The organism is Pseudomonas sp. IT-P171, from assembly GCF_949767765.1.
GTDB classification, from domain to species: domain Bacteria; phylum Pseudomonadota; class Gammaproteobacteria; order Pseudomonadales; family Pseudomonadaceae; genus Aquipseudomonas; species Aquipseudomonas fluorescens_B.
Genome location: NZ_CATKQN010000022.1, coordinates 134525 through 148528, shown reverse-complemented (window position 1 = coordinate 148528; position 14004 = coordinate 134525). Strand labels below are relative to the sequence as shown.

General features: G+C 61.0%; 13 protein-coding genes and 2 pseudogenes. 10 read left to right on the top strand and 5 right to left on the bottom strand.

From position 1 onward, the window contains the following. The first annotated feature begins 88 nt into the window (after window positions 1–88). From ACM6I5_RS15745 to ACM6I5_RS15725, 5 genes are all read left to right on the top strand, one after another. Window positions 89–745, top strand: a complete 657-nt coding sequence (locus tag ACM6I5_RS15745) for an alpha/beta hydrolase (RefSeq protein WP_414884191.1) — start codon at window positions 89–91, stop codon at window positions 743–745. Window positions 746–843: 98 nt separating this feature from the next. Next, window positions 844–2331 carry an ATP-dependent RNA helicase RhlB gene (gene rhlB, locus ACM6I5_RS15740; RefSeq protein ID WP_017340661.1) on the top strand — a complete coding sequence of 496 codons (1488 nt, stop codon included), beginning with the start codon at window positions 844–846 and terminating at the stop codon, window positions 2329–2331. A 127-nt stretch (window positions 2332–2458) separates the two neighbouring features. Next, the gene (locus ACM6I5_RS15735; RefSeq protein WP_017340662.1) at window positions 2459–3406 is read left to right on the top strand and encodes an ornithine cyclodeaminase family protein; all 948 of its coding nucleotides are present in this window, start codon (window positions 2459–2461) and stop codon (window positions 3404–3406) included. A 95-nt stretch (window positions 3407–3501) separates the two neighbouring features. Continuing rightward, on the top strand, window positions 3502–4629 hold the full coding sequence (locus ACM6I5_RS15730) for an NAD(P)/FAD-dependent oxidoreductase (protein ID WP_414884190.1): 1128 nt from the start codon (window positions 3502–3504) through the stop codon (window positions 4627–4629). Window positions 4630–4719: 90 nt separating this feature from the next. Then, complete coding sequence (locus tag ACM6I5_RS15725; protein WP_017340664.1) at window positions 4720–5346, top strand: transcriptional regulator; 627 nt, start codon at window positions 4720–4722, stop codon at window positions 5344–5346. Between the two features lie 120 nt (window positions 5347–5466). On the opposite strand, the gene hmpA is transcribed toward ACM6I5_RS15725, so the two are convergent. Then, complete coding sequence (gene hmpA / locus ACM6I5_RS15720) at window positions 5467–6648, bottom strand: NO-inducible flavohemoprotein (RefSeq protein WP_414884189.1); 1182 nt, start codon at window positions 6646–6648, stop codon at window positions 5467–5469. 156 nt (window positions 6649–6804) lie between these two features. On the opposite strand from hmpA, the gene norR reads away from it, so the two are divergent. The 5 genes from norR (at window position 6805) to ACM6I5_RS15695 (ending at window position 11120) form a co-directional block, all read left to right on the top strand. Beyond that, window positions 6805–8355 carry a nitric oxide reductase transcriptional regulator NorR gene (gene norR / locus ACM6I5_RS15715; protein WP_017340666.1) on the top strand — a complete coding sequence of 517 codons (1551 nt, stop codon included), beginning with the start codon at window positions 6805–6807 and terminating at the stop codon, window positions 8353–8355. A gap of 165 nt (window positions 8356–8520) precedes the next feature. Further along, window positions 8521–9423 (top strand): chemotaxis protein CheV, encoded by a 903-nt coding sequence (locus ACM6I5_RS15710; protein ID WP_017340667.1) that lies wholly within the window; start codon window positions 8521–8523, stop codon window positions 9421–9423. Window positions 9424–9449: 26 nt separating this feature from the next. Next, the gene (locus tag ACM6I5_RS15705) at window positions 9450–9908 is read left to right on the top strand and encodes a GNAT family N-acetyltransferase (protein WP_414880583.1); all 459 of its coding nucleotides are present in this window, start codon (window positions 9450–9452) and stop codon (window positions 9906–9908) included. Between the two features lie 52 nt (window positions 9909–9960). Then, window positions 9961–10287: a hypothetical protein gene (locus tag ACM6I5_RS15700; protein ID WP_414880546.1), complete on the top strand. Its 327-nt coding sequence runs from the start codon at window positions 9961–9963 to the stop codon at window positions 10285–10287. A gap of 83 nt (window positions 10288–10370) precedes the next feature. After that, window positions 10371–11120, top strand: a complete 750-nt coding sequence (locus tag ACM6I5_RS15695; protein WP_017340670.1) for a YkgJ family cysteine cluster protein — start codon at window positions 10371–10373, stop codon at window positions 11118–11120. Here ACM6I5_RS15695 and ACM6I5_RS15690 read toward each other — a convergent pair. The 4 genes and pseudogenes from ACM6I5_RS15690 to ACM6I5_RS15675 all read right to left on the bottom strand — a co-directional run. Further along, on the bottom strand, window positions 11117–12163 hold the full coding sequence (locus ACM6I5_RS15690) for a methyl-accepting chemotaxis protein (protein WP_414884266.1): 1047 nt from the start codon (window positions 12161–12163) through the stop codon (window positions 11117–11119). The two genes, ACM6I5_RS15695 and ACM6I5_RS15690, sit on opposite strands and share 4 nt — an antisense overlap. 255 nt (window positions 12164–12418) lie before the next feature. Beyond that, window positions 12419–12700, bottom strand: a pseudogene (locus tag ACM6I5_RS15685) (PAS domain-containing protein); the annotation flags it as partial. 152 nt (window positions 12701–12852) lie between these two features. Then, window positions 12853–13110: a hypothetical protein gene (locus ACM6I5_RS15680; protein ID WP_414880545.1), complete on the bottom strand. Its 258-nt coding sequence runs from the start codon at window positions 13108–13110 to the stop codon at window positions 12853–12855. A gap of 315 nt (window positions 13111–13425) precedes the next feature. Continuing rightward, window positions 13426–13887, bottom strand: a pseudogene (locus ACM6I5_RS15675) (nucleotidyltransferase domain-containing protein); the annotation flags it as partial. Window positions 13888–14004 lie beyond the last annotated feature (117 nt).

The following is a 14004-nucleotide window of genomic DNA, read 5'->3' as shown; positions in this document are numbered from 1 at the left end:
ACCCTTGCGACATCTTCGTAACTGATCAACCCGATACGCACTCACATCACGCACTCAATGAGAGCGCACGCACACATTTGGAGCAGCCATGACCGAGCCCCTTATCCTTGAACCCGTCAAGCCCGCAGACGCCTGCGTTATCTGGCTGCACGGCCTGGGCGCCGACCGTTACGACTTCCTGCCGGTGGCCGAAGCGTTACAGGAAACCTTGCTGACCACTCGCTTCGTTCTCCCTCAGGCACCGACCTGCGCCGTGACTATCAACGGTGGCTACGAGATGCCGAGCTGGTACGACATATTGGCCATGAGCCCTGCACGCGCGATCAACCGCGAGCAGCTTGAAGAGTCGTCGGACAGGATCATTAAATTGATCGACGTGCAGCGAGCCGCTGGAATAGACGCCTCGCGGATATTCCTGGCAGGCTTTTCCCAGGGCGGCGCCGTGGTGTTCCATACCGCATTCCTGAAATGGCAGGGGCCGTTGGGTGGCGTACTTGCCCTCTCTACTTATGCACCGACTTTCAGTGATGAACTGGAGCTTTGCGCCAGCCAGCAGCGCATTCCGGTGCTGTCGCTGCACGGCCAGTACGATGATGTGGTGCAGAACTCGATGGGACGGACCGCCTACGAGTATTTAAAGCAGCGTGGTGTCACCGTGACATGGCAGGAATACCCAATGGGTCACGAAGTGTTACCCGAGGAGATTCGCGACATCGGCGTCTGGCTCGGCGAGCGCTTGCGTTAACGGCTCAGCTGAAAAACAGCCCATTGATCCATCCCCCTACGCCGCGCCCGATTCTTGCATTACACTGGCCGCCGTATATTCCTTAATCAATTGATGAGATGACCGTGCTCAAAGCACTCAAGAAAATGTTCGGTAAAAGCGAGACTGAGCAGCTCGCGCCAGTCTCCAGCGCTCCGTCTCACACCCCCAGCCACCGCACCGACGGTAATCAGCCTGGCCGGACCGCACCCGTATCGGCACCGAAACACGCGCCGACGCCTGCACCAGCCACCCCCGCTGTCGAAGCCATTGCCGCTGAAGCCCCGTCCGGCGAAGCCGCGAAACCTGCCAGGCCGCGTCGCGAGCCCAAGCCAAAAGCACCGGTCATCCCCTGGAAACTTGAAGATTTCGTCGTAGAACCCCAGGAAGGCAAAACCCGTTTCCACGATTTCAAGCTTGCCCCGGAACTGATGCACGCCATCCAGGATCTCGGCTTTCCGTATTGCACGCCGATTCAGGCCCAGGTGCTGGGCTTCACTCTCGCGGGCAAAGACGCCATCGGTCGCGCCCAGACCGGCACCGGTAAAACCGCTGCATTCCTGATTTCGATCATTACCCAGTTGCTGCAAACCCCACCGCCGAAAGAGCGCTACATGGGCGAGCCTCGGGCGCTGATTATCGCGCCGACCCGAGAACTGGTTGTGCAGATCGCCAAGGACGCCGCCGACCTGACCAAGTACACCGGCCTCAACGTCATGACGTTTGTCGGCGGCATGGACTTCGACAAGCAGCTCAAGCACCTCGAAGCGCGTCATTGCGACATCCTCGTCGCGACGCCGGGCCGCCTGCTCGACTTCAACCAGCGCGGCGACGTGCACCTGGACATGGTCGAAGTCATGGTCCTGGACGAAGCCGACCGCATGCTCGACATGGGTTTCATCCCGCAAGTGCGTCAGATCATTCGCCAGACGCCGCCAAAGAACGAGCGCCAGACGCTGTTGTTCTCCGCGACGTTCACCGAAGACGTGATGAACCTCGCCAAACAATGGACCACCGACCCGTCGATCGTCGAGATCGAGTCGCAGAACGTGGCCAGCGAAAACGTCGAACAGCACATCTACGCGGTGGCCGGTGCCGACAAATACAAACTGCTCTACAACCTGGTCAACGACAACGGTTGGGAGCGGGTGATGGTCTTCGCCAACCGCAAGGATGAAGTGCGGCGCATCGAAGAACGCCTGGTACGCGACGGCGTCAATGCCGCGCAATTGTCCGGCGACGTGCCGCAACACAAGCGCATCAAGACGCTTGAAGGCTTTCGCGAAGGCAAGATCCGCGTGCTGGTGGCCACCGATGTCGCCGGTCGCGGCATTCACATCGACGGCATCAGCCACGTGATCAACTTCACCCTGCCGGAAGTCCCGGACGACTACGTGCACCGTATCGGCCGTACCGGTCGTGCCGGCGCCGACGGTGTGTCCATCAGTTTTGCCGGGGAAGATGATTCCTACCAGCTACCGTCCATCGAAGCGCTGCTGGGTCGCAAGATCAGCTGTGAAACGCCACCGACGCATCTGTTGCGGGCGGTTGAGCGCAAGCGCCCGTAACGCGGGCCTTGCTGAAAGAGGCGCAGCCGGAAACGGACTGCGCTTTTTTTTTGCCCCGGATATTGCTCGCGATAACTAAAAGTCCATAATGGACAAATTAGTTTACTTCCAGCTCCCGGAGCCGACCATGTCCAGCACGCCTTTTGTGATCACCCAACCCCAGGCCCGTGAATTGTTGGCACAGGTCGACGTGCCGCAGATCCTGCGCAAACTGTTCCGCGACCTGGCCACCGGGCAAGCGGTGCAACCGGCGCAGCAACTGGTGGAATTCCCCAAGGGTGCCGGCGACTTCATCAACTACCTGGGCGTACTGGCCGAAGATGGGGTCTATGGGGTCAAGACGTCGCCCTACATCGTGCGCGAACAAGGCCCGCTGGTGACCGCATGGACCTTGCTGATGTCGATGCAGACCGGCCAGCCGCTGTTGCTCTGCGATGCGGGCGAACTGACCACTGCGCGTACCGCCGCAACCACCGCCGTCGCTGTCGACGCCCTTGCCCCGTTGAACGCCCAGCGCCTGGCGATCATCGGCAGTGGCAAGGTTGCCCTGGCGCACCTGCATTACGTCAAAGGTTTGCGCGACTGGCAAAGCATCCACCTTTTCTCGCCAAACCTGAGCGACCTCAGCCCTGAAGCCCTGTCCGAGATCAAAAGCCTCGATCCACGCCTGAAGCTCGTCGACAGTCGCGAAGCGGCCGTTGAGGACGCCGACGTCATCATGCTGTGCACCTCGTCTGCTGGTCCGGTGATCGAGCCGTCCAGCCTGAGCAAACCAGCGCTGATCACCTCCATCAGCACCAACGCTCCACGCGCCCACGAAGTGCCGCCGCAGAGCCTCAACGACATGCAGGTGTTCTGCGACTATCGTCTGACCACTCCGGGCTCGGCGGGCGAAATGCTGATTGCCGGTGAGCAACATGGCTGGGACACGAACGCGATTGTCGGCGACCTGCCGGACTTGATCAGCGAAAAAGTCCAGCGCCCCCGCTACGACCGCCACGTATTCTTCCGCTCCATCGGCCTGGGCCTGGAAGACATCGCGCTGGCCAATGCCATTTACCGCCTACATTCCTGACACCACAAACCCCTGTAGGAGCTGACGAGTGAAACGAGTCAGCTCCTACAGGGGATTTCTACAATTTTGGCATTTGCGCTCGACAGGAGACGTACATGAGCCAGGCAGATTTCATCATCATCGGCGGCGGGATCGCTGGCGCTTCCACCGGTTTCTGGCTGTCGCAGCACGACCGGGTGATTGTGCTCGAACGCGAATCCCATCCGGCCTATCACTCCACCGGACGCTCGGCTGCGCTGTTCACCGCCGCTTATGGAACACCGCAGGTCCGGGCACTGACCCAGGCCAGCCGCGATTTTTTCGACGCCCCACCCGCCGGCTTCTGCGAACACCCGCTGCTGACCCCGCGTGGCGAGATGACCGTGGACTTCACCGGCGACCCGGCCGAATTGAACAATCAATACCTCAGCGCCAAGGCCACGGTGCCCGAGATGCAACTGCTCAGCGCCGACGAAGCCTGTGCACGCCTGCCGATCCTGCGCCGGGAAAAAGTCCACGGTGCGATCTACGACCCGACCGCCAGCGACATCGACACCGATGCCCTGCACCAGGGTTACCTGCGCGGCATCCGGCGCAATAAAGGTGAAGTGCATACCGACACGGAAGTCCTGAGCCTGACCCGCGACGGCGAAGGCGTGTGGCAGGTCCGGACCAACGGCCAGACCTTCAGCGCCCCGGTCATCATCAACGCCGCCGGCGCCTGGGCCGACAAGATCGGCGAACTGGCCGGCGCCAGGCCGCTGGGTCTGCAACCGAAGCGCCGTGCGGCCTTCATCTTCGCCGGACCAGAAGGCGTGGACATCCACCATTGGCCGATGCTGGTCAGCCTCGACGAGTCGTTCTACATGAAGCCCGACGCCGGCATGTTCCTCGGCTCACCGGCCAACGCCGACCCGGTGGAACCGCACGACGTACAGCCCGAAGAACTGGACATCGCCATGGGCATCTACCAGATCGAAGAAGCCACCACCCTGACCATCCGCCGTCCGACCCGCACCTGGGCCGGCTTGCGCAGCTTCGTGGCCGACGGCGACTTGCTGTCCGGTTTCGATCTGCAGGTACCCGGCTTGTTCTGGGTGGCCGCGCAAGGCGGTTACGGCATCCAGACCTCGCCCGCCATGGGCCAGGCCAGCGCCGCACTGGTGCGCGGCGTGCCCTTGCCCGAGCAACTCACGCGCTTCGGCCTGGATGCCGGGATGCTCTCCCCCGCTCGCCTGGGCTGATCCGCGTCCTCAGGTGACGTGTCGACACGATTGCGGCAAACTTCCAGCGCCCTTTTTGCAGGGCGCTGACGCTGCCTGGAGCTCCACTGTATGAACGCACCTTTAAAAGACCCGGCCCTGGACAACTTCCGAGCGATTGCCGATGCCATCGCCACGTTGTTCTTTCCCCACGCCGAGGTGGTGCTGCACGATCTGCGCACACAGAAAGTCGATTACATCGCCAATAACCTGTCGAAGCGGGAAGTCGGTGACGACTCCGCGCTGGAAGACATGCTCAGCGATGACATCAGCGAACGGAACATCGGCCCGTACGAAAAACTCAATTGGGATGGTCAGAAGATTCGCAGCCTGAGCAGCGTGCTGCGCGACAGCAACGGTCATCCACTGGCCGTGCTGTGCATCAATCTGAATATTTCGCTGTTCGAAAATGCCAAGGCCGCGCTGGACCTGTTCCTGTCGCCGAGCAAGTTGATCCCGCAACCGGACTCACTGTTTCGCGATGACTGGCAGGAGAGGATCAACACCTTCCTCCACGGCTGGCTGCGCGAGCGTCAGCTGAGCCTGAACCTGCTGACCCGCGACCATAAACGCGAACTGGTGCTGGCCCTGCACGCCGAAGGCGCCTTCAAGGGCAAAAGCGCCTCCAACTATGTGGCAAACGTGCTGAACATGGGACGGGCGACGGTGTACAAACACCTGAAGGAATTGAAAGGCTGACAAGCAATTGTGGCGAGGGAGCTTGCTCCCGCTGGGTCGCGAAGCGGCCCCAAAAGATGGGCCTGCTACGCAGTCCAGGGGGAGCAAGCTCCCTCGCCACAGGTTCAGCCGCTTTAGCGGTTATTCCAGCGCCGAGGCCGGGCCGAAGAACTCGTAACGGCTTTGCTTCTCAGGCACGCCCAAGGCTTTCAGGTGACGTTTCACCGCCGCCATGAAGCCTTTAGGTCCCAGGAAGTAAGCGTCCAGATCGCGCTGCTGCGGCAGCCACTCGCCCAGTTGTTCCTGGCTCAACAAACCAACCTTGTCCGCCGCCGGGCTGACGCCGTCATCTTCGTCGTAGCAATAGAAGCGCTTGAGTTGCGGGTGACGCTCGGCCAATCCATCAATCCAGTCGCGGAAAGCGTGGACGCTGCCGTTGCGTGCGCAGTGGATAAAGTGCACCGGCCGCTGGGTTTCCAGCGCTGCTTCGAGCATGGCCAGGGTCGGGGTGATGCCGACGCCGCCGCTGATCAGCACCAACGGTTTGTCGCTGTCGGTCAGGGTGAATTCGCCCGATGGCGGAAACAACTGAATGCTGGCGCCTACATGCAATTGATCGTGCAGATGGTTCGAGGCGCGGCCACCGTGTTCACGCTTGACGCTGATGCGGTACTGGCCTTTGTTCGCCAGGGCTGACAGCGAATAGTTACGACGAATCTCTTCTCCATCGAGGATCAGTTTCATGCCGATGTACTGGCCGGGTTCTGCGGCGAGGATCGGACCTTTGTCCGCCGGCTCAAAGTAGAACGAGGTGATTTCCGCGCTTTCCTCGACCTTGGCCGCGACGATGAATGCCCGCGCACCGCGCCAGCCGCCCGGCGCCTGCTCTTTCTGGTCGTAGATGCTGGTTTCAGCGCCGATCAGGATTTCGGCCAGTTGACCGTAAGCGGCGCCCCAGGCACTCATCACTTCCGGCGTGGCGATCTCGTCACCCAGCACCTCGGAAATCGCACGCAACAGGCAAGTGCCGACAATCGGGTAGTGTTCCGGGAGAATTTGCAGGGCCACGTGCTTGTTGATGATCTTGGCCACCAGGTCGCCCAACTGGTCGAGCTGATCGATGTGGCGCGCATACATCAACACGCCGTTGGCCAGGGCGCGGGGCTGATCACCGCTGGCCTGGTGAGCCTGGTTGAACAGCGGGCGGACTTCCGGGTATTCGGAGAGCATCATGCGGTAGAAATGCGTGATCAATGCTTCGCCACCGCTTTCCAGCAACGGCACAGTGGATTTGACGATTGCACGGTCTTGAACGCTAAGCATAAGGTGACTCCTGAGCTACTGGGCTTTCTAATTGACTGCCCTCTCTATATCAGTTTTCGTGCCAGCTATTTAGTTGTTAAAAATCAACTACTTAAAAACATTCTAGTCATAACGACACAGCCTGACTTATAGTCATCTCGACTACATGGAGTCACTATGACTGCAAAATCCCTGCTCACTACGTTGCTTCCCCTGGTCTCGGACCTCTCCCGCGAACTCCCCGAGGGCGAGCGTTATCGGCGTCTGCTCGAAGCCATGCGCGCCCTGCTGCCCTGCGATGCCGCCGCACTGCTGCGCCTCGATGGTGAATGGCTGGTGCCGCTGGCCGTCGACGGCTTGAGCACCGACACCCTCGGCCGGCGCTTCAAAGTCAGCGAACACCCGCGCTTCGAAGCCCTGCTCAGCAGCCCCGGTCCGACCCGTTTTGCCGCCGACAGCGACATGCCCGACCCTTACGACGGCTTGGTCGATGGCCTCCACGAGCATCTGGAAGTCCACGACTGCATGGGCTGCCCGCTGTTTATCGACGAGCGCCCGTGGGGCTTGCTGACCCTCGACGCCCTCGACCCGGAACGTTTCGAACCGATCGAACTGGACGCCCTGCAAGCCTTCGCCAGTCTCGCCGCCGCCACAGTCAACGCCGCCGAGCGCATCCAACGGCTGGCCAATCGTGTCGAGGACGAACATCAGCGTGCCGAGGTTTACCGTCAGGCCAGCGGTCAGCAGAACCGTGAAATGATCGGTCAGAGCAAGGCCCACAAACGGCTGGTGGAAGAAATCAGCCTGGTGGGCGGCAGCGATCTGACCGTGCTGATCACAGGAGAAACCGGGGTCGGCAAGGAGCTGGTGGCCCAGGCGATTCATGCCGCCTCGCCCCGGGCCGACAAGCCGATCATCAGCCTCAACTGCGCCGCGCTGCCAGACACGCTGGTGGAAAGCGAACTGTTCGGCCATGTGCGTGGCGCCTTTACCGGGGCAACCAGCGACCGCCGTGGCAAGTTCGAACTGGCCAATGGTGGCACGCTGTTTCTCGATGAAGTCGGCGAGCTCTCGCTGACTGTGCAGGCCAAGTTGCTGCGGGTGCTGCAAAGCGGTCAGTTGCAGCGGCTGGGTTCAGACAAGGAACATCAGGTCGACGTGCGACTCATCGCCGCGACCAACCGCGACCTCGCCGAAGAAGTGCGCAGTGGCCGTTACCGTGCCGATTTCTATCACCGTTTGAGCGTTTACCCGCTGCTGGTGCCAGCCCTGCGGGATCGCGGGCGGGATGTGCTGCTGCTCAGCGGCTTCTTCCTGGAGCAGAACCGCTCGCGCATGGGCCTCAACAGCTTGCGCCTGAACAGCGACGCCCAGGCCGCGTTGCTCGCGTATGACTGGCCGGGTAATGTGCGGGAGCTGGAGCACTTGATTGGTCGCAGCGCGCTGAAAGCCTTGGGGCACTGCAAGGAGCGGCCGAAGATTCTTAGCTTGAGTGCGGCGGATCTGGAGTTGCCCAGCGGCAGCGTTGAGGTCGCGTCAGAGCAACCGGCTACGACTCCGGCGGCATTGGTGTCGGGGGACCTGCGTGAGGCGACTGAAAATTATCAGCGGCAATTGATCAGCGCTTGCCTGGATCGGCACCACAATAACTGGGCGAGCGCGGCGCGTGAGCTGGGCCTTGATCGGGCGAATCTTGGGCGGATGGCGAAGCGCCTGGGCATGAAGTAGCGAGTTTTTCCTGGCGAGGGAGCTTGCTCCCTCGCCACAGGGTTCACCGTTTGGCCGCCGAAATGCATTTGGCCTAAAGCCTGCCCCCAACAAGTCGATAACCCGGCATCAATAGCTTTTGGCGACTTTCCATTCGCCCATCACCTTTTTCCTCAGAAGGTTTTTATGTCCACCACCAAAGCCCGCGCAGACTCACTTTCGCTTCTGCTGTTTACCTTGCGCAGTGGCAAGCTGATGGCGATCAACCTGCTCAAAGTCAGTGAAATCATTCCCTGCCCGCCGCTGACCAAGCTGCCGGAGTCGCACCCCCACGTCAAAGGCATCGCCACCCTGCGCGGCGCGTCGTTGTCGGTGATCGACCTCAGCCGCGCCATTGGCGAGCGGCCGCTGGAAGACCCGAACGGCGGCTGCCTGATCGTCACTGACGTCAGCCGCTCCAAGCAGGGCCTGCACGTTCAGGCCGTGAGCAAGATCGTCCATTGCCTGACCACCGACATCCGTCCGCCGCCCTTCGGCTCCGGCGGTGTGCGCTCTTACATCACCGGTGTGACGTCGGTCGACGGTACGCTGGTGCAAGTGCTGGACATCGAAAAAGTCATCCACGGCATCGCCCCGGCACAGATCGAAATGGCCCCGACCGAACTGAGCATGGAAGACGCCGAGGTGTTGGGCAACGCGCGCATCCTGGTGGTCGACGACAGCCAGGTCGCCTTGCAGCAGTCGGTGCACACCCTGCGCAACCTCGGCCTGCAATGCCACACCGCGCGCAGCGCCAAGGAAGCCATCGACTGCCTGCTGGACCTGCAAGGCACGGCCCAGCAAATCAACCTGATCGTCTCGGACATCGAAATGTCGGAGATGGACGGCTACGCCTTCACCCGCACCTTGCGCGAAACCCCGGACTTCTCGCACCTGTATGTGCTGCTGCACACCTCCCTGGACAGCGCGATGAACAGTGAAAAGGCACGTCTGGCCGGCGCCAACGCGGTGTTGACCAAGTTCTCCTCGCCGGAGCTGACCAAGTGCCTGATCGAAGCGGCCAAGGCGGTCGCCGAACAGGGTCATTGAGTTTGAACGACGCCTTTTGTTTTCTGATGCGGCGCAACCTGGTGGAGGTGGTGCCCGCCATCACCTGGCCTCCGGGAATCGTCCTGCACAATTACCGCCCCGAACTGGCTGAAGCCGTTCATCGCCTGATGGAACTGGGCTACCTGGAAGGGGGCGGTCGCGTGCCGGCGCTGGATACCTGGCAACAGCGATTCGAGACCGATCCCGAGTACGATCCTTCACTGTGTTTCATCGCCCTGGATGCCGACGGTATCGTTGGCGTGTGCCAGTGCTGGACCAGCGCCTACATCAAGAATCTGGTGGTGCATCCACGCGCGCAGGGCCGGGGGCTGGGTCGGGCATTGCTGTTGAATGCTTTCAACGTGTTTCAGCAGCGTCATGAAGGGTTTGTGGATTTGAAGGTGCTGGAAGACAACGTTCGGGCTCAGCGGTTGTATGAAAGTTGCGGGATGTATGTGGTCCGCCGGGAGCCGGTTCCAGCCTGACACATCGCCATCAGGCATACTCTGCCCACACACGCCCAAGGATGCCTGATCAATGAAAGCCACCACCCTCGCCTTTCTCTGTCTCTCCGCCCTCGCCGCTCAAGCACATGCTTCCACCCCTGAAGCCTGGGCCGCCTTCGACAAAGCGATGCTCGCCAGTTGCATCAAGGCCAGCGGCCTGACAGACGCCTTCCCCGTCGGCAAAGCCGCACAGTTCGATGACCGTGTCGACTACACCGCCATGCTCCTGCAAGGCCGCTACCCGCAAAAACACATGAAAGGCCAGCAAGGCACCGAGCTGTGCCTCTACAACAAGAAAAGCAAAACCGCCTACGTGACCGAATGGGACTCCATCCGCCTGCCGGCCAAATCCAAGTGAATGGCGCATAACTTGCTTCGAAGCAGACCTTCGCGGTGGCATTCTGTCGCCGTTTCGGGCCCAGACAGGCGACTGATCCTTCGATGAATACGACGTTTTCCTGCGTAGGTTGTGGCAAGTGCTGCAATGACCACCACGTTCCCCTGACCCTGACAGAAGCCCGGATGTGGGCGGCCGACGGCGGTCAGGTGATCGTGCTGGTGGAAGGTTTCCTGGGCAATGGCCTGGGCCTGCCGGCGCAGCAACGCGAACATGCCGAACGCCGTTCGGCGGTGGTGCAAAGCGGCGCGTCCGAAGCGTTCGTGGCCATCACCTTTGCGGCTTACAACATTGGTCCCTGCCGGAATCTTGACGAAGACAACCTCTGCCGCATCTACGAACGCCGGCCGCTGGTGTGCCGTATCTATCCGATGGAAATCAATCCGCACATTCCCCTCAACACGTCGATCAAGGAATGCCCGCCCGAATCGTGGGAGCAAGGACCGGATCTGATCGTCGGCGGGGAACTCGTCGATCAGGAACTCGCAGGACTTATCCAGCGCTCGCGTCAGGCGGATCGCGATGACATCCGCACCAAGGATGCGATTTGCGCGTTGCTGGGAATTCGGACTACAGCGCTCAAGGGCGATGGATTCACCGCGTACCTGCCGGACATGAGCGCATTCGCCACGGTTATCGACCAAGTCGCGCAACAACCGCTGACGGACGCGAGCAGTGACTGGCAGTTCCACGTGTCCGGCGACGACATCGCCGGGCAAGTGTTGGCGGCCGGCGCAGAAGTGACCACCGAAACACCGCGCAACTACGCGTTCATTTCGTTGCGCGCGGCTTAACGGCGTTCTCGCCAGAACTCCTGCGCCAACTGCCGCAAATCCCCTGCCAGCCCCGCCACGTCTTCGGAGTTGGCCTGGCTTTGCCGGCCCTCGCTCACCGTGACTTCACAGGCGGAGCGAATGCGGCTGATGTTGCGGTTGATGTCTTCACTGACCGTGCTCTGCTCTTCCACCGCCGAGGCGATTTGCAGACTCATTTCGGTGATCTGATTGACCCGCCGACTGATCGCGTCCAGTGCGTCGGCGGCGCGCCGGGCCTGTTCGACGCTGCTTTCCACCTGTTCACTGCTTTGCTGCATCACCACCACCGCATCCCGCGTGCCGTTTTGCAGGGTGCTGATCATGCGCTGAATCTCGTTGGTCGATTGCTGGGTGCGCTGGGCCAGGCCCCGCACTTCATCGGCCACCACCGCAAAACCGCGCCCGGCATCCCCGGCGCGCGCGGCCTCGATGGCCGCGTTGAGGGCCAGCAGATTGGTTTGCTCGGCGATGCTACGGATCACCTCCAGCACTCCGGTGATTTCGCTGCTGTGTCCTTCCAGCTGATGAATCACATCGGTTGCGTGCGCCAGTTCCTCGGCCAGACGCAAGACGGCGTGGCGACTCTCACTCACCAGTTGATGACCTTCGCGGGTTTCGCTGCCGGCCAGATCGGCCGCCAGCGAGGCTTGCTGCGCATGGCTGGCAACCTGAGCCACGCTGGCGGACATCTGATGAATCGCCGCCGCCACCTGATCGGTTTCAGCCTGTTGATCCAGCGTGCTGCTGTGACTGCTTTGCAAGTGATCGACCAGTTCCGCCGCATGCCCGGCCAGTCGCTGCGACGCATCACCGATGCGCCCCACCACCGCGCCGATCTGCGCTTCGAGCATTTGGAAGGCAAACTCGATCTGGCCGAACTGATCCCGGCGGCCGGTGTAAATGCCCTGGCTCAACGGGTTGTCGGCAATCTGTCGGGCGCGCTCGGCAAGCGCTGTCAGCGGGCGCAACATCCGTCCGGTTCCAAACGCCGCCAACCCGCTGCCCACGACAAACGCCAGCATCCCGAACACGGCTGATGACGGGTTAAGCCACACCTCGATGCCCACTACACAGGCCAGCGTCACACTGAACAATGCCACCACTTTGAGTCCCGGTGCGAACACAGGCAGGCGTTGCAACAGCGGCACCCGACCGTCGCGAAGGTTTGCGTAGGCTTCTTCCGCTGCTTCGATCTGCCGCACCGAGGGCCGGGTCCGGACCGACTGATACTCCACGGCCTGACCGTTCTGCGTCACCGGCGTGGCGTAGGCGCTCACCCAATAGTGATCGCCATTCTTGCAGCGATTCTTCACCAGCCCCATCCACGAACGGCCACTTTTGAGGGTCTGCCACATATGCGCGAAAGCCGCCGCCGGCATGTCCGGGTGACGCAGCAGGTTGTGCGTCGAGCCCTGCAACTCCTCACGGCTGTAGCCGCTGATCCTGATGAAGTCGTCGTTGGCGTAGGTAATCGCGCTGGTCAGATCAGTGGTCGAGAGGATGTTCGCATCAGCCGCAACGTCGACATTACGGCCGGTCACCGGGAGGTTGATCTTCATGGAAAGCGCGCTCGTTGGATGGAAAGAGTCGGCAGGGCTGCTGACTCTAAGCGCACTGATTCCACAAACGTTGATCTGGCTCAGGATATGAGCACTTAGCCATCATCGCGATTGAAAACCGCGGCGGATGACCAATGGCGGAGGGTGGAAACTCAGCGCTTGCCCATCGAACGACGGGTGCCGGGAGGCGCTGCGCCGGGGGTCTTGGTGTGGCCGTTCTTGGCGCCGTTCTTGTACCACGGCTGGCTGGCGGCTTTCGCGGCGGTCAGTTCACCCGGCTTGAACGGGAACTTGAACGCCGGGATCGCGGCTTTGGTTTCGCTGTCTGCGCTGGAGTCGACGCTGTCTGGCAGGTCTGCCTGGTCGTCGCTCAAGGCGTCGGCAACCGGCGGTTGTGTCGGGGAAGTCATGAAAGCTCCGGGTGATGCAATAGAGTCGGGCCCGGTCAGCGAGCCGCGAAAGGCAGCAGTATACCTGTGTCGGGGACGGCAGGCTTTATGCCGCGAGTGAGTCTGTCGGGTTTTATGCTGGCTGGGCTGACGTCATCGCAGGTAGCGGCTGCTATCAGAGTCCGGTAAGCCGCTGTATCACACAGCTCAACAATTGCGATGCGCTATCCAACAACTGAGTCAACAACGCTTCATCCTCATCCACGTAACCTTCGGACTTCGCCAAATTGCGCCGTTCATGGCACAAGGCGAACAATCGAACCTGCACTTTGTTCACCTCGGCGATTGCTCTTCCATAGGTATGAGCCGCTCCATCACGTCACTGTAGTGCAGCCCCTTGCCGATCAAGATCAGATCAATGTCACTGGATGCGTTTGCCTGATCCTTGGCAATGGAACCGTACACAAATACCCAAATGACCTGTTCGGCAAAGGGCTGCAGTGCCTGGCGCAGAGGCTCGGCGATGCCGAAAGTCTTGCGAGTGATACCCGATAGTTCGGCATAAATCGGGCAATCGGGGTTGGCTTGATAATGGGTTTGGTTGCCCTGCCGGGTCATGGCCAATACGCCCGAGCGTTGTAACCGATCCAGCTCACGCATGAGACTGCCTTTCCCTACCTGAGCCCAGCGAGCAATTTCGTTGGCGTAGAAACTTTGGTCAGGTCTGCCAAACAACAAGCCCGGCACTTTTTGCTGCGTGCCCGTAAACAAAGCTTCGCTGAGAGAAAGGTTCTTCACAGTGACGACCAAAGAGTCCCAAAAAGGGAACGACAGGTCCCTTTTTGGGACCTATCAAGGCGAAAGAGCCACAAACCCCAAACTGACAGCGCCGTCAGTTAGCCGTCACCTTCCTGA